Source organism: Micromonospora sp. NPDC005305 (assembly GCF_040607315.1).
GTDB lineage: Bacteria > Actinomycetota > Actinomycetes > Mycobacteriales > Micromonosporaceae > Micromonospora.
The window spans coordinates 131,402-156,591 of sequence record NZ_JBEXGL010000012.1; the positions used below are offsets into that span (position 1 = coordinate 131,402).

At 74.7% G+C, this 25,190-nt stretch carries 25 protein-coding genes; 17 read left to right on the top strand and 8 right to left on the bottom strand.

Annotated elements, in window-relative coordinates:
• The first annotated feature begins 26 nt into the window (after window positions 1-26).
• Both ABZS80_RS21185 and ABZS80_RS21190 read left to right on the top strand, forming a co-directional pair.
• Complete coding sequence (locus ABZS80_RS21185) at window positions 27-215, top strand: DUF397 domain-containing protein (protein WP_355058372.1); 189 nt, start codon at window positions 27-29, stop codon at window positions 213-215.
• A gap of 175 nt (window positions 216-390) precedes the next feature.
• Complete coding sequence (locus ABZS80_RS21190) at window positions 391-1,191, top strand: MerR family transcriptional regulator (protein ID WP_355058228.1); 801 nt, start codon at window positions 391-393, stop codon at window positions 1,189-1,191.
• Window positions 1,192-1,205: 14 nt separating this feature from the next.
• Here ABZS80_RS21190 and ABZS80_RS21195 read toward each other — a convergent pair whose 3' ends face one another.
• Window positions 1,206-2,141, bottom strand: a complete 936-nt coding sequence (locus ABZS80_RS21195) for a phosphotransferase (protein ID WP_355058230.1) — start codon at window positions 2,139-2,141, stop codon at window positions 1,206-1,208.
• 41 nt (window positions 2,142-2,182) lie between these two features.
• Entirely contained in the window at window positions 2,183-2,761 is a 579-nt protein-coding gene (locus tag ABZS80_RS21200) for a dihydrofolate reductase family protein (RefSeq protein WP_355058232.1), read from the bottom strand.
• Between the two features lie 91 nt (window positions 2,762-2,852).
• Between ABZS80_RS21200 and ABZS80_RS21205 the strand changes: the two genes are divergently transcribed.
• Entirely contained in the window at window positions 2,853-3,437 is a 585-nt protein-coding gene (locus ABZS80_RS21205) for a TetR/AcrR family transcriptional regulator (RefSeq protein ID WP_151461535.1), read from the top strand.
• Window positions 3,438-3,503: 66 nt separating this feature from the next.
• Here ABZS80_RS21205 and ABZS80_RS21210 read toward each other — a convergent pair whose 3' ends face one another.
• Window positions 3,504-4,823 carry a hypothetical protein gene (locus ABZS80_RS21210; protein ID WP_355058234.1) on the bottom strand — a complete coding sequence of 440 codons (1,320 nt, stop codon included), beginning with the start codon at window positions 4,821-4,823 and terminating at the stop codon, window positions 3,504-3,506.
• A gap of 157 nt (window positions 4,824-4,980) precedes the next feature.
• Here ABZS80_RS21210 and ABZS80_RS21215 point away from each other — a divergent pair, with 157 nt between their 5' ends.
• Window positions 4,981-6,129, top strand: a complete 1,149-nt coding sequence (locus ABZS80_RS21215; RefSeq protein WP_355058236.1) for a polysaccharide pyruvyl transferase family protein — start codon at window positions 4,981-4,983, stop codon at window positions 6,127-6,129.
• 4 nt (window positions 6,130-6,133) lie between these two features.
• Here the strand turns inward: ABZS80_RS21215 and ABZS80_RS21220 are convergent, their stop codons facing one another.
• Window positions 6,134-6,340 carry a hypothetical protein gene (locus tag ABZS80_RS21220; RefSeq protein WP_151461532.1) on the bottom strand — a complete coding sequence of 69 codons (207 nt, stop codon included), beginning with the start codon at window positions 6,338-6,340 and terminating at the stop codon, window positions 6,134-6,136.
• An 83-nt stretch (window positions 6,341-6,423) separates the two neighbouring features.
• Between ABZS80_RS21220 and ABZS80_RS21225 the strand changes: the two genes are divergently transcribed.
• Window positions 6,424-6,945, top strand: coding sequence for a DinB family protein (locus tag ABZS80_RS21225; RefSeq protein ID WP_151461531.1), 522 nt, complete (start codon window positions 6,424-6,426; stop codon window positions 6,943-6,945).
• A gap of 6 nt (window positions 6,946-6,951) precedes the next feature.
• On the opposite strand, the gene ABZS80_RS21230 is transcribed toward ABZS80_RS21225, so the two are convergent.
• Window positions 6,952-7,824, bottom strand: a complete 873-nt coding sequence (locus tag ABZS80_RS21230) for a carbohydrate kinase family protein (protein WP_355058239.1) — start codon at window positions 7,822-7,824, stop codon at window positions 6,952-6,954.
• Window positions 7,825-7,887: 63 nt separating this feature from the next.
• Here ABZS80_RS21230 and ABZS80_RS21235 point away from each other — a divergent pair, with 63 nt between their 5' ends.
• Window positions 7,888-11,142, top strand: coding sequence for a DEAD/DEAH box helicase (locus ABZS80_RS21235; RefSeq protein WP_355058241.1), 3,255 nt, complete (start codon window positions 7,888-7,890; stop codon window positions 11,140-11,142).
• Window positions 11,139-12,059 carry an SWIM zinc finger family protein gene (locus tag ABZS80_RS21240; RefSeq protein ID WP_355058243.1) on the top strand — a complete coding sequence of 307 codons (921 nt, stop codon included), beginning with the start codon at window positions 11,139-11,141 and terminating at the stop codon, window positions 12,057-12,059. Before ABZS80_RS21235 ends, ABZS80_RS21240 begins: the two co-directional genes overlap by 4 nt.
• 21 nt (window positions 12,060-12,080) lie before the next feature.
• On the opposite strand, the gene ABZS80_RS21245 is transcribed toward ABZS80_RS21240, so the two are convergent.
• Entirely contained in the window at window positions 12,081-12,338 is a 258-nt protein-coding gene (locus ABZS80_RS21245) for a DUF3040 domain-containing protein (RefSeq protein WP_151461528.1), read from the bottom strand.
• A 451-nt stretch (window positions 12,339-12,789) separates the two neighbouring features.
• On the opposite strand from ABZS80_RS21245, the gene ABZS80_RS21250 reads away from it, so the two are divergent.
• From ABZS80_RS21250 to ABZS80_RS21270, 5 genes are all read left to right on the top strand, one after another.
• Window positions 12,790-14,817 carry a DUF1800 domain-containing protein gene (locus ABZS80_RS21250; protein ID WP_355058244.1) on the top strand — a complete coding sequence of 676 codons (2,028 nt, stop codon included), beginning with the start codon at window positions 12,790-12,792 and terminating at the stop codon, window positions 14,815-14,817.
• 14 nt (window positions 14,818-14,831) lie between these two features.
• The gene (locus tag ABZS80_RS21255; protein ID WP_355058374.1) at window positions 14,832-16,205 is read left to right on the top strand and encodes a DUF1501 domain-containing protein; all 1,374 of its coding nucleotides are present in this window, start codon (window positions 14,832-14,834) and stop codon (window positions 16,203-16,205) included.
• Window positions 16,202-17,617 carry a ferric reductase-like transmembrane domain-containing protein gene (locus tag ABZS80_RS21260; RefSeq protein WP_355058246.1) on the top strand — a complete coding sequence of 472 codons (1,416 nt, stop codon included), beginning with the start codon at window positions 16,202-16,204 and terminating at the stop codon, window positions 17,615-17,617. Before ABZS80_RS21255 ends, ABZS80_RS21260 begins: the two co-directional genes overlap by 4 nt.
• A gap of 13 nt (window positions 17,618-17,630) precedes the next feature.
• Entirely contained in the window at window positions 17,631-18,215 is a 585-nt protein-coding gene (locus ABZS80_RS21265) for an FMN-binding protein (protein WP_355058248.1), read from the top strand.
• Between the two features lie 91 nt (window positions 18,216-18,306).
• Window positions 18,307-19,032 carry an FAD:protein FMN transferase gene (locus ABZS80_RS21270; protein WP_355058376.1) on the top strand — a complete coding sequence of 242 codons (726 nt, stop codon included), beginning with the start codon at window positions 18,307-18,309 and terminating at the stop codon, window positions 19,030-19,032.
• Window positions 19,033-19,048: 16 nt separating this feature from the next.
• Here the strand turns inward: ABZS80_RS21270 and ABZS80_RS21275 are convergent, their stop codons facing one another.
• Window positions 19,049-19,210 (bottom strand): hypothetical protein, encoded by a 162-nt coding sequence (locus ABZS80_RS21275; protein WP_262282274.1) that lies wholly within the window; start codon window positions 19,208-19,210, stop codon window positions 19,049-19,051.
• A gap of 85 nt (window positions 19,211-19,295) precedes the next feature.
• The gene (locus ABZS80_RS21280) at window positions 19,296-19,967 is read right to left on the bottom strand and encodes a bifunctional DNA primase/polymerase (RefSeq protein ID WP_355058250.1); all 672 of its coding nucleotides are present in this window, start codon (window positions 19,965-19,967) and stop codon (window positions 19,296-19,298) included.
• Between the two features lie 243 nt (window positions 19,968-20,210).
• Between ABZS80_RS21280 and ABZS80_RS21285 the strand changes: the two genes are divergently transcribed.
• The 5 genes from ABZS80_RS21285 (at window position 20,211) to ABZS80_RS21305 (ending at window position 25,015) form a co-directional block, all read left to right on the top strand.
• The gene (locus ABZS80_RS21285) at window positions 20,211-21,437 is read left to right on the top strand and encodes a helix-turn-helix domain-containing protein (protein ID WP_151465286.1); all 1,227 of its coding nucleotides are present in this window, start codon (window positions 20,211-20,213) and stop codon (window positions 21,435-21,437) included.
• 97 nt (window positions 21,438-21,534) lie between these two features.
• Window positions 21,535-22,116, top strand: a complete 582-nt coding sequence (locus ABZS80_RS21290) for a flavoprotein (RefSeq protein WP_355058253.1) — start codon at window positions 21,535-21,537, stop codon at window positions 22,114-22,116.
• A 103-nt stretch (window positions 22,117-22,219) separates the two neighbouring features.
• The gene (locus tag ABZS80_RS21295) at window positions 22,220-23,092 is read left to right on the top strand and encodes a Nif3-like dinuclear metal center hexameric protein (protein ID WP_355058255.1); all 873 of its coding nucleotides are present in this window, start codon (window positions 22,220-22,222) and stop codon (window positions 23,090-23,092) included.
• On the top strand, window positions 23,082-23,819 hold the full coding sequence (locus ABZS80_RS21300; protein ID WP_355058257.1) for a C4-type zinc ribbon domain-containing protein: 738 nt from the start codon (window positions 23,082-23,084) through the stop codon (window positions 23,817-23,819). The genes ABZS80_RS21295 and ABZS80_RS21300 overlap by 11 nt, the downstream gene beginning before the upstream one ends.
• Window positions 23,820-23,824: 5 nt before the next feature.
• Window positions 23,825-25,015 (top strand): bifunctional RNase H/acid phosphatase, encoded by a 1,191-nt coding sequence (locus ABZS80_RS21305; protein ID WP_355058259.1) that lies wholly within the window; start codon window positions 23,825-23,827, stop codon window positions 25,013-25,015.
• Window positions 25,016-25,190: the final 175 nt, after the last annotated feature.

Below are 25,190 nucleotides of genomic sequence, written 5' to 3' on the forward strand. Positions count from 1 at the left end.
ATCTGATTAAGGGAGGCGATGTGATCATGGACCTGACCGATGCCCGATGGCGTAAGTCGACCCGCTCGGGGTCGAATGGTGGCGCCTGCGTCGAGGTGGCCGACAACCTGCCGGGCGTGGTGGGTGTTCGGGACAGCAAGGACCCGGCTGGTCCCGTGCTCACGTTCACGCCGCAGATCTGGCGCGCCTTCGTGGCCTTCGCGAAGCGGGCCTGACTCGGGTCCAATCCTCAGTCCAGCCGGCGGGCGGGGGGCTGCTTGACCCTGACGCTGCGTCAACCCGTCATGCTGGCGGCATGGACAAGCCACCGCCGGCCGATGCGATACGCGCACGTGTTCGGCACCATCGTCCAGCGGCGCAAGTTCTCCTGAGCAGAGCAGGATCAGGATCATGCTGACGATCGGGCAACTGGCGTCGTACGCCGGTGTCACCGTGCGGGCGGTGCGGCACTACCACCAGATCGGCCTGCTGCCGGAGCCGGAGCGCGACGCCTCCGGCTACCGGCGGTACGGTGCGAGCGCCGTCGTCGCCCTCCTGAAGATCCGCGCCCTGGCCGACGCCGGGGTGCCACTCTCCGAGATCACCGCGCTGCTGCGGGCGGACGAGGCGCATTTCGCCGCGGCGATCCATCGCATCGACGGCCGCCTGTCCGACGAGATCAGCCGGCTGGAGACCAGCCGCAAGCAGATCGCCCAGCTGGCCGCCGGAAACAGTGGCGGCCTCCCGCCGGAGGTCCTCGCCTATCTCGACCGGCTCCGGGAGATCGGGGTGTCCGAGCGCGTCGTGGAGGCGGAGCGGGACGGGTGGATCCTGGTCGCGGCCCGCTGGCCGGAGCAGGTCCGCGCGTGGATGCCGTCCAAGTTCGCGCAGCTGGAGGACCCGCGGATGGTCCGGCTCTATCTGGTCCTGTCCACGCTGGTGGAGGGCGGCCCGCCCGGCGAAGGCCTGACCGAGGAGGCCGCCCACGGGCTCATGGAGGAGGCCGCCGACATCATGGCGGAGCTGTCCGAGGAGGCCTACGCCGCGGGCGAGACCGCCGGCCAGGGTGATCCGGCGGACGACCTGCCTTACGACCTGCTCGACGCGCTCGCCGACGAGGCCCATCCCGGGGCCCGGCTGATGCGCGATCTGATGCGCGAGCGGGGCTGGACGAGCTGGACCCGGCAGGAGAAGCTCCCGGAACGGACCTGAATCGGCCCTGATCGTCAGCCGAACCGGCGGGCGAGCCAGGGCAGCAGCGCGTCGCCCTGCAGACGCTGGAACGCCCGGACGGTCGGGATGCCCGGCGGGGGCGGCTGGCGGGCGCCGTCCAGGAAGAAGCCGGTGAACCCGGCCAGCACGCCGGTCAGGTCGGCCGGGTCCACCCCGGCGGCGAGCGGCAGGGCGGACAGCAGCGCCTCCGGGTCGTGACCGCCGTGCACCTGCACGTTGACCAGGACCAGCAGGCTGTCCAGCCAGGCCGGCCCGCGGCAGGCCCACGGCCAGTCGACCACGGTGACCGTGCCGTCCGGGCCGATGAGCAGGTTGTCGGCCCGGATGTCGAGGTGGCAGAGGGTCTCGCCGGCCAGTGCGGCCAGCCCCCGGTCGGCGGCCGCGCACAGCTCGGGCAGCCGGCTCCGCGCCCACGGGTCCAGGTCGGCCGGCGGGTCGTCGGCGAGCCGCCGCCAGCCGCCGAAGTCGTACGCGAGTTGGTCGGTCGCGGTGGTGACCACCGCGGCGGGGGCCGGGGTGAGCACCCCGGCCATCGCCTCCAGGGTGGACAGCACGGCGGCCAGCTCGCCGGCGTCCCACGGGGTGACCGGGTGGCGGCCCTCGACGTCGCTGAAGACCAGCGCGATCCAGTCGCCGTCGTCGTGGCTGCCGAGCAGCCGGGGCGCCGGCGCGGCCGGCGGCAGCGCGGCGGCGATCCGCGCCTCCGCCCGGTGCAGGGTGGGGCTGCGGTCGTTCTGCGCCGGGCTGACCGCCTTGACGAAGGCCCGCCGGCCACCGGCGGTGCGGATCCGGTCGGCGGTGCCGGGGGAGAAGCCGCCGTGCTGCGACTCCGTGGCCACCACCCGGTCGCCCAGGATCTCCTCGACGGCGGCGCGGACGGGCGCGGGCAGGTCGCTCCAGCGGATCCGGCTCTTCGTCAGGCTGGTCACCGCCCCACCGTGCGCGACCCCGCCCGGCCGCGGCAACCCGATTACCGCGGCCCGGCGGTGTAGCGGAGCATGACCAGGCCGCTGTCGAACGGCCGGGTCTCGGTCAGGGTGAACCGGGTCGGCGTGAAGCCCCGGTCGGCCAGCGGGATGCCGCTGCCGGCCAGGGTCGGGTGGAGCTTGACCACCAGCTCGTCGACCTCATCGAGGAGCTGGCCGGCGAGCTGCCCGCCGCCGCAGAGCCAGATGTCGCCGCCGGGTTGCCCCTTCAGCTCGCGGACCAAGGCCACCGGGTCGCCGGCGACGATCTCCACCTGCGGGTCGTCGGACGGGGGCAGCGAGCGGGAGAAGACGTACTGCTTGAGGTGCGCGTAGGGGCTGGTGACGCCGAGCTTCAGCGCCGGGTCGTAGGTGGCCCGGCCCATGAGCAGGGTGTCGAAGCGGCCGGTCGGCGGCGAGGCGATGCCGAACTGGGCGTGGGTGAAGGTGGGGAAGGTCTGGGGCCACTCGGCGGTCAGATGGGCCGCCACGTCGGGCTCCAGCGGGAGGAAGTCGTAGGACCCGTCGGGGGCGGCGATGAAGCCGTCGAGGGTGCTGGCGACGTAGTACACGAGCTTGCGCAAACCGACTCCGATGTCCGGGAGCAACCACGACGGCTGTCGTGGTCGAGGAAGAATGTACAACACCTGTCGTGGTTATTGCTAGGGTGCTGCCATGGTCAGAAATCCGGAACGCCGTACCCTGCTCGCCGACGCCGGGTTGCGGGTGCTCGCCGCGGCCGGCGCGCGCGGGCTGACCCACCGGGCGGTGGACGCCGAGGCGGGCGTGCCCACCGGCACCGCCTCCAACTACTTCCCGTCCCGGGCGGCGCTGCTCGCCGGGCTGGCCGAACGGATCTTCGACCGGATGGCGCCCGACCCGGCGGTGCTGGCCGACCTCGGCGGGCGTGAGCCCTCGCTCGCCCTGGTCACCGACTACCTGCGCTACATCGTCGAGCGCACCACCCGCGAGCCCGACCTCACCCGGGCCCTGTTCGAGCTGCGGCTGGAGGCATCCCGGCGCCCCGAGCTGCGGGCCGCGCTCGGCGACGTCCTGCGCCGGGGGTACGCCGACGACGTCGCCTTCCACGTCGCCGCCGGGCTGCCCGGCGGCGCCTTCGAGATCGCCCTGCTGCACTACGCCGTCGACGGGCTCCTGCTCGACCTGCTCACCACCTCGATCGACGCCGGGTTCGACGCCGACCAGGTGGTGTCCGCCCTGGTCTCTCGTCTGGTCGGTGGGGCCGGGCGCCTGACCTGATCCGCGCCCCAGGTTGCCGCACCGGTTCCCGGCCGACCGGGCCGATCGAGGAACGGGGCGTTCGAGCTACCCGGCGTCGTGCGAGGGCTCGGCGGTGCGCGTCCCGGCCGACGGCCCTCGCAGGTGCCGGGCCAGCTCGTCGTTGCGGCGGAGCGCCGCACCGAGGGCCCGCAGAGCCATGTAGAGCGGCATGGAAGCGCCGGCCGCCACGTCCTCGGGCAGGCAGTCCAGCGAGTCCGGGTCACGGCGCAGCCGTTCCAGGTCGATCGGGCAGTCGACGGTCAGGCGTTGGACGTACGGCGTCTCCACCAGCCGCACGTCGGTGCCGTGGAGATCGTCCGAGGAGACGTCGAGCATGGTCAGGCCCACGTACTCGGGCTTGGCGCCCCGGTTGAGCCACCGGAAGTAACCCAGCACCCAGGTCCGTCCGAGCTGGTGCGGGGCGAGATGGCTCTCCTCCATCAGCTCCCGGCGCATGGCGGCGGCCAGGAAGTCGACGAAGGATTCCCCCGCGGGTCGGTCATGCACATCGATCAGGTCCACCGAGCCCGAGCCCGCCGGCGCGGCGAGCCCACCGCCGCTCACCGTGGCCTTGGGCTGCTGCCAGCCCAGCACGAGCTTCCGGTCCTTGGTCACCGCGAGCGTGGAGACGCCGATGACGTTCGCCAGCCTGCTCTCGGTGAGCGTCAACAGCCGCCCGTCCTCCGCGTAGGGCAACCGGCTGCCGTCCAGGTGGACCGCACCGGTCCGGCGATCCACCACCCGCCACCCGACGAGGTAGTTGGAGCAGATCAGGGAGTAGTAGTCGGTGCCGCTCAACCGGACCTCGCCGCTGCGCAGCAGCTCCGGCGTCAATTCGTCGTCCTGGCGTATCAGCCGCCCGTTGAACATCGTTCCGCGGCGGACCCGGGCGGCCAGGATCGCTCCGGTGTGGGCGGCCACCCGCTTCGGCAACACGTGGCGGTCGGCCGACCAGAGATAGCCCGCGTCCGCGTCGCGCAGGGCCTCGTCCACGTCGGGCCTGCACCACGCCACCTCGCCCGGGTCGGTGGGGAGCTGGACCAGGCCGGCCGGGGCCACCACCGGCGGCGCGGGTGGTGTTCGGCTCCGCACGAGCGCCACACTGCCCCGGCGCAGGGCCGCCCACTCCGGTGCCAGCAGGATCACGGACAGCAGCACCCCGGCCAGCCCGGCCAGCAACGCCGGCACCGATCCGAGCGGAGTCGACACCAGCCCCGCCAGGCCGAGCAGGAAACTGACCACGGCCGCGTACCAGGTCCACCGGCGCGGGGCCAGCGCGAGCCGCAGCTGCCACCGACTACGGACCCCCACCAGCAGCAACCAGAGTCGCGCCTGGCGCAGCCTGGAGGCCGACAGCCTTGCCATCCCCGCACTCCTGTTCCCGCCGCGAACCCCCGCCGCGGGCGCAAAGGCTAGCGGAGAACTTCCCGACCGGCTGTCCGGTTTCAGCATGGGGCCGCCCCAGGCATGCACCGCAGTCCACGGGGAACGCGGGCCGGGACGCACCTGGGGAGGAGCGACGATGACGGATGGCGCCGGACTGACCATCGGTGTGCTCGGCTCGTACGGCGGTCGCAACCTCGGCGACGAGGCGATCCTCACGGGCCTCCTGGCCGACCTGCGCCAGCAGGAGCCGAACGCCCGGATCATCGTCTTCTCCCGGAACCCGGCGCACACCGCCCTGGAGCACCCGGACGTGGAGGCGGTGCCCTGGGAGGGCGTCAGCCGGGTCGACTCGGCGGCGATCCTGGCCGAGCTCGACCTGCTCGTCCTCGGCGGCGGCGGGATCCTCTACGACAAGGAGGCCCGGCGCTACCTGCGGGTGGTCCGGGTCGCCCAGGAGCGCGGCCTGCCGCTGCTGACGTACGCGGTCGGGGTCGGCCCGCTCAGCGAAGGGGTGGACACCGGGATGGTGCGGGAGACCCTGGGCCAGGCCACCGAGGTGACCGTGCGGGACCAGGAGTCCCGCATGGTGCTGGAGGAGGCCGGGCTGCTGAACCCGATCACCGTCACCGCCGACCCGGCGTTCCTGCTCAAGCCGGAGGAGTTCCCGGTGAGCTGGCTGCGCGAGGAGGGCGTACCGGCCGGCAAGCAGCTGGTCGGGCTGAGCGTCCGGGAGCCGGGCCGGGCGGCGGAACGCCTCGACGTCGACGGCTACCACCGCCTGCTCGCGCAGATCGGCGACTTCCTGGTGCACCGGATCGACGCGTACGTGCTCTTCGTGCCGATGGAACGCGACGACATCCGGCACTCGCACGGGGTGATGTCGCACATGATCGCCGCCGAGCGGGGGCGGATCCTGCACAACGACTACTCGCCCCGGCAGGTGCTGGGCCTCATGAAGCACTTCGATCTGGCGGTCGGCATGCGCCTGCACTTCCTGATCTTCGCGGCCATGATGGGCACCCCGTTCCTGCCCCTGCCGTACGCCGGAAAGGTCTTCGACCTGGCCCAGCGGCTCGGGATGCCGGCGCTGCGCGGCGTGGAGCGTGAGGTGGAGGGCCCGTTGCTGGCCGAGGTGGACCGGTTGTGGGACGAGCGCGAGGCGCGGGCCGACGAGACCGCCCGGCGGGTGGCCGCCGTGTGCGAGCAGGCCCACGCCACCTCGCAGGTCACCCGCGGCGTGCTGGAGAGCCTCCGGTCCCGGACGTTCACCCGGGTCACGGCCTGAGCCGTCAGGCAGCCGGCCCCCGGAAGCTGTAGACCCACGTGCCGTCCTGCTTGTCGTCCGACTGCAGCTCGTAGATCTGGGCGTGCGCCAGCCCCTCCGGCCCGACGTGGTGGTGGGTCAGCGGCGGGCGGCCGTTGCTGTCCAGCTCGACGGTGACCACCTCGCCATCGGCCGTGCCGCCCATCAGGGGGATCTGCACCGTGGATGCCATGCGCCCATCCTGCCCCGCGGATCGCCGGCCCGCAGCGGGATGAGGGGCAGCGCGCCGGCGGGCCGGGCGACTAGGTTCCGGGGATGGCGGAACCGACGATCGACCCCACCCTCGGTCCGGTCCTCGCCCGCACGGGCGACGAACGGGCGATCCTCGAATCGTTCCTCGACTTCCACCGGGCCACGGTGCTGCGCAAGGCGCGCGGCCTCACCGACGCCGAGGCGGCCCGCCGCCTGGTGCCCTCCCGCACCACCCTCGCCGGGCTGCTCAAACACCTCGCCCTGGTGGAGCGGAACTGGCTGCCCTGCCTCTTCGCCCCCGAGCCGGGCGACGTCTACCTGACCAGCGAGGCCGACGCCGAGGCCAGCTTCGCGCTCGACCCGGGCGAGACGGTGGACGGGCTGGCCGACGCCTACCGGGCCGCCTGCGCCCGGTCCCGCGCCGTGGCCGCCCGGTTCGACCTCGACCACGTGGTGCCGCACCCGCAGCTCGGCGAGGTGTCGCTCCGCTGGGTGCTCGTGCACCTCGTCGAGGAGACCGCCCGGCACGCCGGCCACGCCGACATCCTGCGCGAGCTGACCGACGGCGAGACCGGGGCGATCTGACCGGGCTCAGTCCCGGGGCAGCAGGCCGGCCGGATACTCCATGCCGTCGTGGGTGCAGGCGGCCGCGGCCACCCGGGCGGCGTAACGGGCCGCGTCGAGCGGGCCGGCGCCGCGCAGCCGGGCCGCGACCACGCCGGCGGCGAACGCGTCGCCCGCGCCGTTGGTGTCGACCACGGCTGCCGGTGGGGTGGTCGCGGGCACGTGCACCGGCGGCGTGTCCGGGCCGTGCAGGGTCGCGCCGGCCGCCCCGCCGGTCACCAGCACCGTCCGCGGCGCCAGCCCGGCCGCCACCTTGCCGGCCCGGTCGCCCAGCCGCACGTCGCTGAGGAAGACCAGGTCGGCCGCGTCGGCGAAGGGCCGGTGGTAGTCGTTCTCACCGTCCCAGTCGTGCAGGTCGGTGGAGAGGGACACCCCGGCGCCGAGGGCGGCCCGCACGGCCGGCAGCGCGTCCCGGGCCCAGTCCATGATCGACACGTGCACGTGCGCCGCCCCGCGCACCAGCCCGGCCAGCTCCGCCTCGCCGAACGGCGCCGGACCGGACCACGGGCGCGGGTCGTAGAGCGACATCCGCCGGCCGGCCGGGTCGACCAGGTTCACCGACCGGCGGGTGCCGGCCGGGGCGTGGGCCAGCACGGCGCGTACCGAGGTGCGGGCCAGCGCCGCCCGGACCACGTCGCCGGCCGGGTCGGCGCCGAGCACGTCGACCAGGGCCACCCGCAGGCCGAGCGCGTGCGCGGCCAGCGCCACCCCGGCCCCGGTGTTGCCGACCCGCAACTCGATCGGGGGCACCGCCAGCGAGTCGGCGGCCGGCAGCGGCAGGGCGGGCACCTGGGCACGGATGTCCACGCCCAACCCGCCGATCACGAGCAGATCGACCATGGCGCCGACAGTAGTCCGCGCCGGCCGCCTATCCTGGCCCCGGGCGTCGTCGAGGGGGAGTGCGTGCTGGTCATCCACGGGTTGTGGCTGTCCGGGCGCGGGCTCGCCGTCTGGGCCGAGGACAGCACCCGTCCGGCCCGCGCGCCCCGCCGGCCGGGCCGCGCCCCGCGCGAGCGGCCGCACCCCTTCGCCGCCGACCACGCCACCCTGGCCGCGGCGCTCGGCGGCCCGCCGGGCGCGCCGGCCGCCGTGCTGCTCGACCTGCCCACCCGGGCCGGCTCGCCGCTGGACTCACCCGAGCTGGTCCGGACCGCCGCCGGGGACCCGGTCCGCGGCCCGGTCACCCGCGCGGGCTGGCGGGTCCCCGCCCTGGTGTACGCCCCGGACGCCGCGTTCGCCCTGCTCCGGGCGCTGGAACCGGGGGAGGCGGTGGCCGGGGCGAGCCTGCGCCACCTGGCCGAACTGGCCGACTTCGCCGCCGACCTGGTCACCCGCGGCCGGCTGCTGCCGTGCGTCGCCGGTCCCGCTCCCGGCGTCGACGCCACTCGCGCCGATGGTGGGCCGCGGGGCCTGCGGGTCGTCGACGACTCGGACGTGGTGATCGCCGCCGCTGTCTGGCGTCCGCTGCTCACCGGCACGGACGCGGCCTGGGCCCGCTCGCTGGCCCTCGCCCTGCCCCCGGCCGCCCGCGCCGCCCGCGAGTGGCACCCCGTCGCCCCCGCTCCGGGTGCAGCTGTTGTCGCCGGGGCGACAACAGACGCACCCACCGAAGCGGGCCCCGGCCGTGTGCCGGTGGTGGGCGGGGCCGGGCCGGGCCGGGCGGCCGCGGTGGGCGGTGCGGAGCCGGGCGGCGTGACCGTGGTGGGTGACGTCGAGCTGGGGGACCTGGTGGCCGGGGCGTTGGACGGGCTGGTGGACGCCGCCGCCCGGGCGGCACTGGCCGACACCCGGTTGCCCCGCGGCATGCGCCCCGGCGGGCCGGTGCCGCCCTGGCTGGCCGCGCTCACCGGCCCGGAGCCTGCGTTCGCCGCCGAGCCCGCCGCCCTGGACACCCTCCGGGCCGAGCTGGACGCCTGGCAGCGCGACGCCGCCGGCGGCCCGGTTCGGGCCGCGTTCCGCCTCGTCGAGCCGGCCGCCGACCCGGTGGCCGAACTGGCCGAGGGCGGCGCCTGGCGGGTCGAGTTCGGCCTGCACCCGACCGACGAGCCGGGGCTGGTGGTCGACGCCGCGCACATCTGGCAGCGGCCGGCGCCCGCGCTCGCCGCCCGTGGCGTCGACCCGCAGGAGACCCTGCTGGCCGAGCTGGGCCGGGCCAGCCGGCTCTGGCCCGAGCTGGACGCCGCGCTGCGCACCGCCGCGCCGGAGGGGATGGAGCTGGACGCCGACGGCGCGCACCGGTTCCTCCGGGAGGGGGCGCCCGTGCTGCACGCGGCGGGCTTCGGGGTGCTGCTGCCCTCCTGGTGGCGGCGTTCCTCCTCCCGCCTCGGGGCGCGGCTGCGGGCGCGCAGCCGGACCGCGCCCGGCACGGTGGCCGTCGCCGCCGGCGGGCTCGGGATGGACGCCCTGGTCGACTACCGCTGGGAGGTGGCCCTCGGCGACCAGCCGCTGACCGCCGAGGAGCTGGCCTCGCTGGCCGAGCTGAAGTCGCCGCTGGTGCGGCTGCGCGGTCGCTGGGTCGAGCTGGATCCGCAGCGGCTGGAGGCCGGGCTGCGGCTGCTCCGCTCCTCGGGCGAGCTGACCGTGGCCGACCTGCTGCGGATGGGGCTGGCCGGGGCCGACCGCCCCGGCGAGCTGCCGGTGCTGGAGGTGGCCGCGGACGGCGCGCTGGGCGAGCTGCTGGCCGGGGAGGCGGAGCGGCGGCTCAGCCCGGCCGACCCGCCGCCCGGGTTCGCCGGGACGCTGCGGCCGTACCAGCGGCGGGGGCTGGCCTGGCTGGCCTTCCTCCAGTCGCTCGGGCTGGGCGGGATCCTCGCCGACGACATGGGGCTGGGCAAGACCGTGCAGTTGCTCGCGCTGCTCGCCGGTGACCCTTCGGAGGCCGGGCCCACGCTGCTGGTCTGTCCGATGTCGCTGGTCGGCAACTGGCAGCGGGAGGCGGCCAGGTTCGCCCCGGAACTGCGGGTCCACGTGCACCACGGCGCCGAACGGGCCCGGGGCGAGTCGTTCGCCGCCGCCGTGCACGCCGCCGACCTGGTGCTGACCACCTACTCGGTGGCCGCGCGGGACGCGTACGAGCTGGCCGGGATCGACTGGCACCGGGTGGTGGTCGATGAGGCGCAGGCGATCAAGAACGCCTCCACCCGGCAGGCCGAGGCGGTGCGGTCGCTGCCCGCGCGGCACCGCGTCGCGGTCACCGGCACGCCGGTGGAGAACCGGCTGGCCGACCTCTGGTCGATCATGCAGTTCGCCAACCCGGGCCTGCTCGGGCCGGCCGCCACCTTCAAGAAGACGTTCGCCGAGCCGATCGAGCGGCACGGCGACGCCGAGGCGGCCGAGCGGTTGCGCCGGATCACCGGCCCGTTCGTGCTGCGCCGGCTCAAGACCGATCCGTCGATCATCACGGACCTGCCGGAGAAGCTGGAGATGGAGGTGCTCTGCAACCTCACCGCCGAGCAGGCGGCGCTCTACCGGGCCGTCGTCGACGACATGATGGCGAAGATCGAGTCCAGCGACGGCATCGAACGGCGCGGGCTGGTGCTGGCCACCATGACCCGGCTCAAGCAGGTCTGCAACCACCCCGCCCAGCTGCTGCACGACGGCTCCGCCCTGCCCGGCCGCTCCGGCAAGCTGGAACGGCTGGAGGAGATCGTCGACGAGGTGCTGGCGGCGGGGGAGCGGGCCCTGCTCTTCACCCAGTACGCCGAGTTCGGCGGGATGCTGCGCGGTCACCTGTCGGCGCGTACGGGCCGGGAGGTGCTGCTCCTGCACGGTGGGGTGGGCAAGGCGGAACGGGACGCCATGGTGACCCGCTTCCAGTCCCCGGCGGGCCCGCCGCTCTTCGTGCTCTCCCTGAAGGCCGGCGGCACCGGGCTCACCCTCACCGCGGCGAACCACGTGGTGCACGTGGACCGTTGGTGGAACCCGGCCGTCGAGGACCAGGCCACCGACCGGGCGTTCCGGATCGGCCAGCGCCGCCGGGTGCAGGTCCGCAAGTTCGTCTGCGCCGGCACCGTCGAGGAGAAGGTGGCCGCGATGATCGCCGACAAGCGGAGCCTGGCCCAGCGGGTGGTGGGCAGCGGCGAGCAGTGGGTCACCGAGCTGTCCACCGACACCCTGCGCGAGCTGTTCGCGCTGGAGTCCGGGGCGGTGGTCGAGTGACCACACCGGACGGAGGATCGCGGTTCGCCGAGTTCGGCCCGCCCCGGCGGGTGGAGGGCGGGCTGAAGGCGCGCAGCACCAGGGGCGCCATCGGACGTTCCTGGTGGTCCCGCCGCTTCCTGGAGGTGCTGGAGTCGTTCGCGCTCGGCACCCGGCTCACCCGGGGCCGGGCGTACGCGCGCCGGGGGCAGGTGCTCCGGCTCGATGTCGCGCCCGGACTGGTCACCGCCAGCGTGCAGGGCTCCCGGCCGGATCCCTACCCGGTGCGGATCGGGCTGGCCGCGTACCCGGACGGGGTGTGGGAGCGGGTCGAGGCGGAGCTGGCGGGGCAGGCGTTCTTCAGCGCCCGGCTGCTCGCCGGTGACCTGCCCTCGGAGCTGGAGGAGCTGTTCGCCGCGGCGGGCGCGCCGCTCTTCCCGGCCGCCGTCGGCGAGCTGGACCAGCGCTGCGGCTGCCCCGACTTCGCGGTGCCGTGCAAGCACCTCGCGGCGACCTTCTACCTGCTCGCGGAGGCGTTCGACGCCGACCCGTTCCAGCTCCTGCACTGGCGGGGGCGGTCCCGGGGCGAGCTGCTCGACCGGCTGCGTACGCTGCGCGGCGCCGCCGCACCGGCCGTCCCGGTGGTGGCCCCGGACGGGCCGGGCGCGGACTCCGGGCCGGCGCGGCCCGTGGCCGGTGCGGGACGGGTGCTGGTGGGGCTGCCGGCGGTCCCTCCCGACGAGGAGGTCGACCGGTTCTGGGTGTCCCCGGTGGCGCTGCCGGACCGGCCGCCCACCCTGGCCACCGGACCGGAGCTGCTGCTGCGCCAGCTCGGTCCGCCGGGGGCCGCGATCGGCGGCCCCGGCCTCGTCGAGCGGCTCCGCCGGGCGTACCGGGTGTTCGGCCGCGGCGAGGCCGGGTCGGACGACCCGGGCTGACCGTCGCCGGCGGTGCCGCGGTCATAGCCAGCGTCGGCGGAACCGCCACATGAGGCCGGCGTTGGCGACCAGCACCACGGCGCAGATCGCGCCGGCCAGCCGTCCGGCCAGTACGGTCATCGCCGGCAGCGAGGCCCACAGCACGATCGTCAACAGCATCAGGTACCGGCCTCGGCGGCCCCGGGCCCGGTGGTCGAGCCGGGCGAAGAACTGCGGGTCACTTTCCCGCAGTTGGCGGGTGATCTGTTCGAACCTGCGCTGATCCTCTTTGCTGAGCATGGCGGTGCCTTCCCCTCACGGCTTCAGCGGTTCGGCGGCATACCCGGAACGGAGGCGGGTCACGCGCTGCTCCCACCGCTACTTTCGGCGGGGCCGGACAGGGTCGCACGCACCGGCCGGAGACCTCAGCACAGGCTTATCCGTGCCTTAAGTTTCCCTCAGTGGTTGAACGCCGCCAGCAGCGTCGCGAGGGGCGGAAACGTCACGTCCGGGCGGGGACCGCCCGGGTCGGCCCTGCTCCGGAGGTCGCCGGGCAACGGCCGTCGCACCGGCCGCCCGGCGGGCGGCCTGAGCACCGTCTTAAGTGCCCTCGCGGGTGCAATCGGCGCGTCTTGAGCGCCCGGAGACGCGTGGCTACTTTCCCGTAGCAACTCCTCCGGCAACCGTCGCCGCCCCTCCGCCCACCTCCGGGTGGCAGGCGTGCCGGCGCTCGAAGAAAACGGGAAGCTACATGGCCGACCTGAACGTGCCACCGCGTCGCCCTCGGGACGATCGCGGCTGGGACGGATACCAGCACCCCCATCCGGACGGGTACCGCGACAACGCCATGCCGTACGCCGGTCCCGGCGGCTACACCACCCCCGCGGCGCCGACGTCCGGCCCGCAGTGGGTCGGGCCCGACGGCTTCGCCGGTGGCTACCCCCAGCCGTCCGGCGGGTACGCCCCGCCGCCCGCACCGGGACTGCCCAACCTGGACGACGACGGCGACGAGCCGCGCCGCGGCCGCCGGCGGGCCCTCGCCGCGCTCGGCGGCGCCGCGGTGGTCGCCGGTGGCGCCGCCTTCCTGTCGCCGCAGGTCCGGGGCCTGTTCTCGGACGACGCGGTGGCCGGCGACGCGACCGGCACCGTGGTCACCGACGGCACCGCCGCCCGCCCGAGCGGCCAGCAGCCCAGCACGGTGCGCACCTACACCGAGCAGAACGAGAGCTACATGGGCTCCCGGGCCGGTGCGGCGCTCAAGCGCAACGCGCCCTCCGGCGGCCGGGTCTTCGCCAGCCCGGCGGCCGCCGCGGCGGCCACCCAGGTGACCGTCAAGACGGTGCTCGCCAAGGACCCGATCCGCCACCTGGCCAGCCGGACCACCTTCGGCCCGACGCCGAAGGTGCTCGCCGACATCAAGCGGCTCGGCATCGACGACTGGCTGCGCCAGCAGCTCCAGCCGGAGAAGATCGCGCCGACGAAGGCCGAGTTGAAGCTGGCCGAGCTGCCCACCCTCAAGCTGACCCCGACCCAGCTCCGCGACCAGCGGGACCAGCTCAACGAGCGGGGCGCCCAGCCGGAGCGGGAGACGGTGGACGCCACCATCGCCCGGCAGATCTGGTCGGACCGCCAGCTCTTCGAGGTGATGGTCGACTTCTGGAACGACTTCCTGCACGTGGCGGCCGACTTCGACGGCGGCGAGATCTACCGCAACTCCTTCGACCAGGACGTCATCCGCAAGCACGCGCTGGGCAGCTACCCGGAGATGCTGGTGGCCGCCAACAAGCATCCGGCGCTGCTCATCTACCTGAACCAGACGGACTCGCGCAAGGACGCGGTCAACGAGAACCTGGCCCGGGAGAACCTGGAGCTCTACTCGGTCGGCGTCGACGGCGGCTACACCGAGAAGGACGTCCGCCAGGCCGCCATGCTCCAGACCGGACGGGGCGTCGCCGACGGAAAGTACCGGTTCTTCCCGGAGCGGCACTACGTCGGCAAGGTGAAGATCCTCGGGTTCAGCCACGCGAACAACTCGACCGACCCGAAGGTCGCCGACAAGGTGATCGACCAGTACATCACCTACATCGCGCTGCACGCGTCGACCGCCCGGTACGTGGCGAGCAGCCTCGCCACCCGGTTCGTCTCGGACACCCCGCCGAAGTCGCTGGTCGACCGGCTGGCCAAGGCGTACACGACGAACAAGGGGCAGATCCGGCCGGTGCTGGCCACGCTGTTCAGCTCGTCGGAATTCTGGGCCTCGGTGGGGCAGAAGGTCCGCCGCCCGATGGAGTACCTGGTGGCCACCTACCGGTCGCTGGGGGTGGGGCCGGAGGCGTCCGCGGGCTTCGACGGCGACAAGCGACGCACCCCGTTCGCGCAGGGGCTGCGGCAGGTCCAGGACAAGATGCGCGAGCTGGGCCAGTACCCGATGGGCAAGCCCACCCCGGACGGCTACGCCGACGTCTACGTGGCCTGGACCTCCGCCGGCACCATGGTCGACGGCTGGAACGAGGCCGGCGACCTGATCGCCGCCTACCGCAAGCAGTTCACCTACGTGCGGCCGGAGAAGCTGGTGGCGAAGCCGCCCGCGACCGCCGGGGCGTACGTGGACGCGCTGGCCCAGCGGCTCGTGCACCAGAAGCTGAGCGCCAAGGAGAAGGCCCTCGTGCTCGGTGTCGCCGGGGTGTCGGCGGGCACCAAGGTCGACGCCACCTTCAACGGGGCCATCGCCGCGGTCGCGCGGACGATCCTCGCGTCCCCCCAGCACCACCTCCGGTGAGGCATTCGATGGAGATGACCGTGAACCCGTACCCCCTGCACCCCGAATGCCCCGACCTGCGGCGGCTGGCCGACAACCCGGCCGAGGCGCTGCTGCGCGCGGAGGCCGACATCGTCGCGGCCGAGAACGCCGCCGAGGCGGACCGGTACCGCCGGCTGGAGGAGCTGGAGGAGGCCCAGCAGGACGGCCGGGGCGTCACCCGGCGTACCTTCGTCGCCGGCGCGGCGGCCACCGCGACCGCCCTGGCCACCGCCCAGTTCGTCACGACCTCGGCGTCCTTCGCGGCGACGAAGACCGGCACCCTGATCCACGTCTTCCTCTACGGCGGGCTGGACGGGTTGAGCCTGGTCGCCCCGGCCGACGACCCGGTGCTCGGCAGGTCCCGCCCGGACCTGCTGCTCGGCAACGACTCGCTGGCCCTCGGCCGTGGCTTCAAGCTGACCAGCGCGTTCGCCCCGCTGGAGAAGTGGCTCAAGGCCGGCCAGCTGGGCTTCGTGCCGGCGGTCTCCGACCCCCGCCTGTCCCGCAGCCACTTCCAGGCGGCCGACGCCTGCAACCTGGGCGGCCTGCCCGGTGAGACCGGCGGCCGGGGCTGGCTGGACAGCCTGGTCGACACCCTCGGCAAGGGCACCGCGTTCCGCAGCGTGGGCATCGGCAGCACGCTGCCCCGCTCGCTGGTCGGCGTGAACGGCGCGATCTCCCTCAACAGCGTCGGGGAGCTGCGGCTCAACGGCGACGACCGCTTCCGCGCCGCCACCGAGAAGGCGATCCGGGGCCTGTTCACCGGGATCAACCACCCGGTGGAGGAGGCGGTGAGCGAGGGGATGGGCGCGCTGGCCACCGCGCAGAAGCTGGCCGCGAAGCCGTACGCGGCCGCCGCCGGGGTGAAGTACGAGGGCGTCGGGTACGCCTTCCAGCAGCTCGCCCAGCTCATCAAGGGCGGGGCGAACGTCCGGGTGGCGACGGTCGGCATGGGCGGCTACGACACCCACGAGAACCAGGGCACCCGCGAGGGCGGCCAGCTCTGGCGCCGGCTCAACGAACTGGCCAACGCCATGGCGGCGTTCTTCACCGACCTCGGTGACCGGGCCGCCGACGTGACGGTCATGGTGTCCAGCGAGTTCGGGCGGCGGGTCGCCTCCAACCAGGGCGGCACCGACCACGGGCACGGCGGGGTGGTCACCATCCTGTCCGGGCGCAAGCTGGCCGGCTCGCTGCTGGGCACCTGGAACGGATTGAACGATCTCGACAGCGGAGACGTACCCGAGTACAACAACATGTTCAACGCCTACGGGTCGGTCGCGCAGGGCCGGTTCGGACTGACGACCGCGCAGGTGGACAAGGTCTTCCCCCGGCAGAAATACACTCCCGTGAAGTTGTACGCGTGACGTATCAGGACACCTACGCCGCCGGCCGCCGCGGCGGGGCACCCGCCCCGTACGGCGGCCGTCCGGCTGCCCCCGTACCGCAGGGCCGGCCGCGTCGCGGGCCCGGCGGGCGGCGGGTGCTGGCCGCCGCCTTCTGGCTCGGCCTGGTCGCGGCGGTGCTGCCCTGGTGGCTCGCCACCCCGCCCGGCTCGCTGGCCGACACCACCCACGTGCTCACCGCGGCCGGCCGGATCACCGGCCTGGTCGCCGGCTACCTGCTGCTGGTGCAGGTGCTGATGATGAGCCGGCTCGGGGTCCTGGAGCGCTGGCTGGGCGGCGAGCGGCTGTCCCGGGTGCACCGGGACCTCGGCGCCACGCTGCTGGTGGCGGTCCTCGCCCACCTGGCGCTGCTGGTGGTCGGCTACGCCCGGCTGGAGCGCAACTCGATCCTCGGCCAGGTCGGCGCCCTGCTGACCCACTACGAGGACATGGTCTCCGCCTTCGTGGCGACCGGCATCATGGTGGCGGTCGGGCTCACCGCGGTCCGGGGCATCCGTCGCCGGATGCCCTACGAACTCTGGTACCACCTGCACCTGACCAGCTACCTCGCCCTGCTGCTCGGCTACGGGCACCAGTTCAGCAACGGCGCCCAGCTCTACGAGCCGGGGCCGGTGCGCACCGGCTGGATCGCCGCGTACCTGCTGGTGGTGGCCGCGCTGGTGTGGGGGCGGCTGATCGCCCCGCTGCGGTTCAACCTGCGGCACCGGCTGCGGGTCGCCGACGTGGTGGCGGAGAGCCCGGACACCGTCTCGATCTACCTGACCGGGCACCGGCTCAACCAGATCGACCTGCTCGGCGGGCAGTACTTCCGCTGGCGCTTCCTCAACCCCGGCGGCTGGTGGCAGTCGCACCCGTTCTCGCTCTCCGCGGCGGGCAACGGCCGCTGGCTGCGGCTCACCGTGAAGGTCGTCGGCCGGCACACCGCCGACCTGCGGGATCTCACACCGGGCACCCGGGTCTGGGCGGAGGGACCGTCCGGCACCTTCACGGCGGCGCACCGCACCCGGGAACGCGCCCTGCTGATCGCCGGCGGCAGCGGCATCGGGCCGCTGCGGGCCATGCTGGAGGAGCTGCCGCCCGGGGCGGCGCTGATCTACCGCGCCCGCACCCCGGCCGACGTGCTCCTGCACAACGAGCTGGACTGGCTCGCCCAGGCCCGGCACACCTCGGTCTGGTACGTCGTCGGCTCCCGCGACGACCCCGGCCCCCGCCAGGTGATGAGTCCCGAGGGGCTGCGCCGGCTGGTGCCCGACCTGACCCGGCGCGACGTCTACCTGTGCGGCCCGGGCGGCCTCGTCGAGGAGGCGGTCCGGGTGCTGCGCCGGGCCGGGGTGCCGCGCCGGCAGATCCACCTCGCCACCTTCGAGCTGTAGAGAGGCCCCGCCCATGCGTCGCGCGTTCCTCGCGATCACCGGCCTGGCCGCCGGCACCACCGCGCTGGTGGTGCTCAAGGGCGCACCGGGCACCGGTCAGGCCGCCCAGGAACGGCCGGTCGCCCAGGCCCCCGTCGCCTCCGGCGGCGCGGCGGCTCCCGAGCCGACCCCGGGCGGCGTCACCCCCTCCGCCCGACCCGGCGCGTCGGCGAAGCCGACCGCCAGGGCGGGCGCGAGCCGCACCCCCGGCACCCGCGGCGGCACCACCGCCCGGGCCACCACCGCCGCACCCCGGACCACCACCCGGGCGCCGAAGGTCACCACCCGCACGGTGACCGGCCCGACGGTCGCCTACCGCTACGGCTCGCTCCGGGTGCAGATCACCCTGAGTGGCAGCCGGATCGTCGACGCCACCGGCCTCGACATGCCGGTCGGCGGTCAGGAGGGCCTGCGCGCCGACGACGTGCAGGCCCGCTACAGCGGCAGCTCGGGCGAGGTGGTCGCCAAGCAGAGCGCCAACCTGAACACCGTGTCAGGGGCCACCTACACGAGCACGGCGTACAAGCAGTCGCTCCAGGCCGCGTTGGACAAGGCGTGAGCGCGAGGAGCGAGCCGGGTTTGCGAGCCCCGCAGTCGCGAACGGAGATCGGCGCGGCATGAGGCCGGGCCTGCGCCGGGTCGAGCAGATCATGGGTACGGCGATCAGCCTCGACCTGGCCGACGACCTGCCCGCCGCGACCCTGCACAAGCTGGCCGAGGGCACCTTCGCCTGGCTGCGCGAGGTGGACGCGCGGTTCAGCACCTACCGGGCGGACAGCGAGGTGTGCCGGCTGGACCGGGGCGAGCTGCCGCTGGCCGGGGCGTCGGCCGACCTGCGGGCGGTGCTGGAGCGCTGCGCCGACCTGTGGACCGGCACCGACGGCTTCTTCGACGCGTACGCCACCGGGCGGCTGGACCCGTCGGGCTACGTCAAGGGCTGGGCCGCGCAGGTGGCCTCGGACCGCCTGGTCGAGGCCGGGGCTCCGAACCACTGCGTGAACGCCGGCGGTGACGTCCGGGTACGCGGCCACGCGGCCACCGGCGGCCCGTGGCGGATCGGCGTCCGGCACCCCTGGGACCCGGCCGCCACCTGCCTCGTGCTGACCGGCACGGACCTGGCGGTCGCCACCTCCGGCGTCTACGAGCGCGGCCACCACGTCGTCGACCCGCGCCGGGGAGCCCCGGCCGTGGGCCTGCGCTCGGTCACCGTGGTCGGCCCCGACCTCGGCGTCGCCGACGCCTACGCCACCGCCGCCGTTGCCATGGGCGAGCCCGGCATCGGCTGGTTGGACCGCCTGCCCGCCCCCTGGCGGCACGCGGTGGTGACGGACGACGGCCGCCTCCGGCACTCCCGCGCCCTGCCGGTGAGTACCTGACGCCCCGGGACGCGGGTCAGCGCAGCGGGCGGTGGGTGGTGGCGGGGCGGGAGCCGCGGGGGCGTGAGCCGCGCGGCCGGGTGCCCCACGGGCGGGTGAAGGCCCAGCGGTACGGGCGGCGCCGGTGCGGCGGTGGCTCGGTGCCGCCGCTGTGGCGGGCCGCGTCGTCCTCGGACATCCTCCACCCCCGCTCCGGCGCTTCTGCGCCCTCGCCAGGCACAACGAGTACGACGCCGGTGAGGTCGCTGCCCGGGCGCCGCCGGTCAGCAGCCGCGCCGGGGGAGGGGGAGCTGACCGGGGAGCAGTTCGGGGGCGAGCGTGATCCCGGCCGCCCGTAACGCCGCGATGAGCGCGTTCTGCACCAGGTACGAGTCGGGCAGCCGCCAGCGTGCCTGCTCGGGGGCGACCGCCCAGCGGACCGTCCCCTCGGGCAGCCGGGTCGGCGGGGCGGGGATCCACGAGCCGGGACCGTGCCGGACCACGTGGAAGCAGTGCTCCAGCTCCGGGCGCAGCGGGTCGCCGGGGCGCACCAGGAACATCCAGCGGCCGGTGGGGGTGACCAGCACCGGCCCGCGTACGCCGAAGCCGGCCGGATGGGTGGCCACCGTGTCGAGCACCCGCCGGCCCAGGTGGGCCGCGACCTCCAGGACGTCGAACGCGCGTCCGGTGGGCAGCAGCACCCCGTGCGGGCGGCTGCGCCACCAGGTGGCCACCCGGGCCGGGTCGGCGCTCGCCGCGTGCTCCCAGTTCTCCAGGGCGGGGTGGCAGCCGACCGTGGGGCAGCCGGCCCGGCCGCAGACGAAGCGGCTGTTGGCCAGGCAGGCGCCGGGGGTCACGGCCCAGCCGTGCGCGGCGTACCGGACGGCGACCCGGCGCAGCCGGACCCGTTCCAGCGGCGACAGGTGAGCCACGCGCGGTCCGACATTTCCCCACATGTGTCCCATCCCCTCTCGCCCGCCCGGAACTGTCCACACACCACACGTCGAACGCCGTCACTGCCGTAACCCACGCTCGTTGAGCTGACGAACGGCTGATGCAACTTGCACGAAAACTACGAGAACTGGCTGTACGGCCGACGTACAGACTGTGCGACCAGCGAAAACCTGGAAACCGAAGGACTGTCGCGATTGGTCGATCGGGGGGATCAGCCGGACACGGGCAGGGGGAGGGATGGGGAGATGGACGAGCTACCCATAGGCCGGCGCGTGGCGTACTGGCGGAGCCGGCGCAAGATGTCCCAACAGGTCTTCGCCGACCGGCTCGGCAAGTCCAAGAGCTGGGTGGACAAGGTGGAACGCGGCGTCCGGCGGCTGGACAAGTTCTCCGTGCTCTACGAGATCGCCGACATCCTCCAGGTCGACGTGCAACTGCTCCTCGGCAAGGACCCGGAGCGGCGTACCGACGCCCTCAACTGCATCGACCAGGTCGAGGTCGAGGAGATCCGGGCGGCGCTGGAGCGCTACGACTCGATGAGCGCGTACTTCGACGCGGCGCCCTACCCCCCGCCGCTGACCGACATGCGCAAGGCGGTCAACCACGCCTGGCTCACCTACCAGTACGGCCGCTACGGCATGCTCACCCGGGCCCTGCCCAAGCTGCTGCGCGACGCCCAGGCCGCCGACGCCGGCTACGGCGGCGACCAGGCCCGGGAGGCCGCCCACCTGCTCGGGCAGGTCTACCAGATCGCCTCCTCGGTGCTGCGCAAGCTCGGCGAGTGCGACCTGTCCTGGCTGGCCGCCGACCGCTCGATGGCGGTCGCCCAGCGGGCCGACGACCCCCTGCTCGCCGGCATCGCCACCACCCGGGTGTGCAACGCCCTCGTCGCCATGGGCCGCCCCCGCCCCGCGCTCGAACTCAACGTGCGGATCGCCAACCGGTTGGCCCCGGGCGGCGAGAACGACGTGCGGCCGGAACGTCTCTCGGTCTACGGGATGCTGCTGCTCCAGGGCGCCATGGCCGCGGCCCGCATCGGCGACTCGGCGACCGTGGACGACCTGCTGACCGGGGCGGCCGAGGCCGCCACCCTGCTCGGCGGGGACCACAACCACTACTGGACCTCGTTCGGCCCGACCAACCTGGAGCTGCACCGGGCCGCCGCCGCCGTCGAACTGGGCGACGGCGGCCGGGCGGTGGAGACCCACCACCGGCTGGCCGAGCCCGCGTTCAACGCGCTGCTGCCCGAGCGGCGCGCGCACCACCTGCTGGACATCGCCCGCGGCTTCGCCCAGGTCGGCGATGTCGCCAACGCCGGGGACATGCTGCTCCGCGGCGACCGGCTCGCGCCCTCCGAGATCCGTTGCCGGCCCATCGCCCACGAGGTGATGTCGGACGTACTCCGTCGCACACGGGGTGCGCCGCCTCCGCCGATCGCGGAGTTGGCTGAGCACATGGGAGTCGGAGTATGAGTGAGCGCAGCGAGCGAATCAGCGGGCACAGTGCGGCCCCGCCTCAAGCCGACGCCGACCGCAGGGGAGGCGGCGGCTTGAGCGCGGGTCGGGCCGGATGAGCGGTCCGCACACCAGCAACGGGCACCGACCGGTGCTCTACGTCATCGCCTGCGGTTCGCCGCTGGCCCGTCACGTCGGCCGGCTGGTCGACCTCGCCCAGCAGGACGGCTGGCAGGTCTGCGTGGTGACCACGCCGGACGGCGCGAAGTTCGTCGACCGGACGGCGCTGGCCCGCCAGACCGGTCACCCGGTCCGCACCCACTACAAGAACCCGGGCGACCCGGACGTGCTGCCCCCGGCGAGCGCCATGCTGGTCTGCCCGGCGACGGTCAACACCGTCAACAAGTGGGCGGTCGGCATCGCCGACACCCTCGCGCTCGGCCTGCTGGTCGAGGGCCAGGGGATGGGGGTGCCGATCGCGGCCGTGCCGTACACCAACGTGGCGATGGCCGCCCACCCGGCGTTCCGGGCCAGCCTGGCCCGGCTGCGCGATTGGGGCGTCCGGGTGGTCTTCGGCGACCACGTGGTGCCGCTGCACCCGCCGGGCACCGGTGAGCGGCACCTGGACACCTTCCCGTGGGAGGCCGGCCTGGCCGCCCTCCGCGCCGCGCCACGCCCGGCCGCCCCGGTCGGCTGAGGTGCAAGCAGGGGCCCCTTGTTAACGCATTCCGTTGTACAGGGGGCCCCTCCTAACAGCCATCGGGCATGTCGGCCTCCGGACGCCGGTAAGCTGGCCGGCCGTGAGCACATCCGGATCGTCGCCCACGGTCGCCGACGTGGTGGCCGCGCTCGACCGGCGCTACCCGCCCGCCTGGGCCGAGGAGTGGGACCGGGTCGGGTTGGTGCTCGGTGAGCCCGAGGCCACGGTCCGGCGGGTCGCCTGCGTGGTCGACGTGGTCCCAGAGACGGTGGCCGAGGCGCTCGCCGCCGGGGCCGACATGATCGTCGCGCACCACCCGCTGCTGCTGCGCGGGGTCTCGTCGGTGGCCCCCACCACGTACAAGGGGCGGATCGTGCACCGGCTGATCAAGGCCGACGTGGCGCTGTACGTGGCACACACCAACGCCGACGTGGCCGACCCCGGGGTGTCCGACGCCCTGGCCGCCCGGTTCGGGCTGACCGGGCTGCGCCCGCTGCACCCGCCCCGCCCCGGCTCGCCCGCCGCCGGCCCCGGCCGGGGCATCGGCCGGATCGGCGAGCTGCCCACCCCGCTCACCCTGGCCGAGCTGACCCGGCACGCCGCCGCGGTGCTCCCCGTCACCGCCTGGGGAGTTCGCGCCGCCGGGGATCCCGGGCGTATGGTTCGTACCCTCGCCGTCAGCGGCGGCTCGGGGGACAGCTTCCTCGCCGAGGCGACCGCGGCCGGGGTGGACGCGTTCCTCACCGCCGACCTGCGCCACCACCCCGCCGGAGAGCACCTCGCCGCCGGCGGCCCGGCCCTGCTGGACGCCGCCCACTGGGCGACCGAGCGACCCTGGCTGGACGACCTGGCCGCCCACCTGCGGGACGAGCTGGGCGTCGAGACCACGGTGTCCGACCTGGACACCGACCCGTGGACCGTGCACGCCGCCGCACCCGACCGGACGACAAGGAGCCCCGACCGTGAAGGCTGACCCGAAGGTGCAGCGCCGCCTGCTCGACCTGCAGGGGATCGACACCGCGCTCGCCCAGCTCGCCCACCGCCGCCGGACGCTGCCGGAGCTGGCCGAGCTGGAGGCCCTGGCGCGCGAGCTCTCCGCGCTGGAGGACGAGCGGGTCCGCGCCCAGGTGGCCGTCGACGACCTGGACCGGGACATCGCCCGGCTGGAGAAGGACGTCGACCAGGTCCGGGCCCGCAAGAGCAAGGACGAGAACCGGCTGGCCGCGGGCACCGGCCCGGCCCGCGAGCTGGAGGCGCTCCAGCACGAGCTGGCCTCGCTGAACCGCCGGCAGAGCGACCTGGAGGACGCCGAGCTGGAGCTGATGGAGCAGCGGGAGACCGCGCAGGGCGTGCTGGACGGCGTCGAGCGGCGGATCGCCGAGGCCCGGGACCGGCGCGTCGCGGCCGAGCAGCGCCGCGACGACAGCCTCGCCGAGATCGCCAAGGACGAGGAGTTCAAGCGCGGCGCCCGCCAGCCGCTCGCCGGCGACCTGCCCGCCGACCTGGTCGCCCTCTACGACAAGATCCGCACGGACACCGGCCTCGGCGCGGCGCTGCTCACCGGCGCCCGCTGCGGGGGGTGCCGGCTGGAGCTCTCCGGCGCCGACCTGGCCCGGATCCGCAAGGCCGACCCGGACGACGTGGTCCGCTGCGAGGAGTGCCGGCGGATCATGGTCCGGACCAACGAGTCGGGGCTGTAGCCGTCGTGGCGGTGCGCGCGGTCGTGGTGGAGGCCGACGGCGGCTCCCGGGGCAACCCGGGACCGGCCGGTTTCGGCGCGGTGGTCCGGGACCCGGCAACCGGCGAGGTGCTGGCCGAGCGGGCCGAGGCGATCGGCACGGCCACCAACAACGTGGCCGAGTACCGGGGCCTGATCGCCGGGCTGGAGGCTGCCGCCGAGCTGGGCGCGGCCGAGGTGGAGGCCCGGATGGACTCCAAGCTGGTGGTCGAGCAGATGTGCGGCCGCTGGCAGATCAAGAACCCCGGGCTGCGGCCGCTCGCCGCGCAGGCCGCCGGCCTGGTCGGCCGCTTCGCGAGCGTGCGGTTCACGTGGGTGCCCCGGGAGCGCAACAAGCACGCCGACGCACTGGCCAACGCGGCGATGGACGCGGCGGCGGGGCTGGCCCCGGCCGGGCCGGTGGTGGAGTCGCCGCGCGAGCTCGCGGCCCCCGAGCCGGCCGTGCGCGAGGTGGCCGCCCGGGCCGCGACCGGCCGGGCCACCGGCACCGACCCGGCCACCACGCCGGCCTCCTGGGAGCCGCGCCCCACCGAGGAGGCGACCCGGCTGATCCTGGTCCGGCACGGCGAGACCGAGCGGACCGTGCAGAAGCGCTACTCGGGGCGCGGCGACGTGCCGCTGACCGACCGGGGACGGGCCCAGGCCCGGGCCACGGCCGCCCGGGTGGCCTCCCTCGCACCGTCGGTCGCGGCCGTGGTCAGCTCCCCGCTCGCGCGCTGCGTGGCCACCGCCGAGGCGGTCGCCGCGCTGGTCGGCAACCCGCCGGTACGCCCCGACGACGACCTGATCGAGTGCGACTTCGGGGTCTGGGAGGGGTGCACCTTCGCCGAGGTGCGTGAGGGCTGGGCCGGGGAACTGGACGCCTGGCTGGCCTCCACGAGCATCGCCCCGCCGGAGGGCGAGTCGTTCGTCGCCGTCGCCGAGCGGACCGGCCGGGCGGTCGACCGGCTGCGGAAGGCGTACCCGGGGGAGACCGTCGTGGTGGTCTCCCACGTCTCGCCGATCAAGCTGGTGCTGCGCGACGCCCTCGCGGCCGGCGACGCCTTCCTGCACCGGCTCTACCTGGACACCGCGGGCGTCTCGGTGCTCGACCTCTACCCGGACGGCGGCGTCGCGGTCCGCTCGGTCAACGACACCTCCCACCTCGCCGACCTCTGACCGCCTCGGCGCCTCCGCCTCGGCGCGCCTGACGCCGCGCCGCAACCCTGGGCCGCGGCCGTTCGGCGCACGCGGGCGGCCGCTCGGCGCATCGCCGTCCTCCGGTAGAACGTGACCTCGCTCACAGGGTCGTAGCCTCCGGCCGTCACATGGCAAGTTACGAGTTCCCGGAGGT

What these genes read in the sequence shown, in the direction of transcription:
- ABZS80_RS21270 (WP_355058376.1), top strand. Translation starts at nt 18,307, where the DNA reads ATGGGTACGGCGATCAGCCTCGACCTGGCCGACGACCTGCCCGCCGCG.
- ABZS80_RS21215 (WP_355058236.1), top strand. Translation starts at nt 4,981, where the DNA reads ATGACGGATGGCGCCGGACTGACCATCGGTGTGCTCGGCTCGTACGGC.
- ABZS80_RS21275 (WP_262282274.1), bottom strand. Translation starts at nt 19,210, where the DNA reads ATGTCCGAGGACGACGCGGCCCGCCACAGCGGCGGCACCGAGCCACCG.
- ABZS80_RS21220 (WP_151461532.1), bottom strand. Translation starts at nt 6,340, where the DNA reads ATGGCATCCACGGTGCAGATCCCCCTGATGGGCGGCACGGCCGATGGC.
- ABZS80_RS21205 (WP_151461535.1), top strand. Translation starts at nt 2,853, where the DNA reads ATGGTCAGAAATCCGGAACGCCGTACCCTGCTCGCCGACGCCGGGTTG.
- ABZS80_RS21190 (WP_355058228.1), top strand. Translation starts at nt 391, where the DNA reads ATGCTGACGATCGGGCAACTGGCGTCGTACGCCGGTGTCACCGTGCGG.
- ABZS80_RS21210 (WP_355058234.1), bottom strand. Translation starts at nt 4,823, where the DNA reads ATGGCAAGGCTGTCGGCCTCCAGGCTGCGCCAGGCGCGACTCTGGTTG.
- ABZS80_RS21250 (WP_355058244.1), top strand. Translation starts at nt 12,790, where the DNA reads ATGGCCGACCTGAACGTGCCACCGCGTCGCCCTCGGGACGATCGCGGC.
- ABZS80_RS21185 (WP_355058372.1), top strand. Translation starts at nt 27, where the DNA reads ATGGACCTGACCGATGCCCGATGGCGTAAGTCGACCCGCTCGGGGTCG.
- ABZS80_RS21225 (WP_151461531.1), top strand. Translation starts at nt 6,424, where the DNA reads ATGGCGGAACCGACGATCGACCCCACCCTCGGTCCGGTCCTCGCCCGC.
- ABZS80_RS21285 (WP_151465286.1), top strand. Translation starts at nt 20,211, where the DNA reads ATGGACGAGCTACCCATAGGCCGGCGCGTGGCGTACTGGCGGAGCCGG.
- ABZS80_RS21245 (WP_151461528.1), bottom strand. Translation starts at nt 12,338, where the DNA reads ATGCTCAGCAAAGAGGATCAGCGCAGGTTCGAACAGATCACCCGCCAA.
- ABZS80_RS21280 (WP_355058250.1), bottom strand. Translation starts at nt 19,967, where the DNA reads ATGTGGGGAAATGTCGGACCGCGCGTGGCTCACCTGTCGCCGCTGGAA.
- ABZS80_RS21230 (WP_355058239.1), bottom strand. Translation starts at nt 7,824, where the DNA reads ATGGTCGATCTGCTCGTGATCGGCGGGTTGGGCGTGGACATCCGTGCC.
- ABZS80_RS21265 (WP_355058248.1), top strand. Translation starts at nt 17,631, where the DNA reads ATGCGTCGCGCGTTCCTCGCGATCACCGGCCTGGCCGCCGGCACCACC.
- ABZS80_RS21255 (WP_355058374.1), top strand. Translation starts at nt 14,832, where the DNA reads ATGACCGTGAACCCGTACCCCCTGCACCCCGAATGCCCCGACCTGCGG.
- ABZS80_RS21290 (WP_355058253.1), top strand. Translation starts at nt 21,535, where the DNA reads ATGAGCGGTCCGCACACCAGCAACGGGCACCGACCGGTGCTCTACGTC.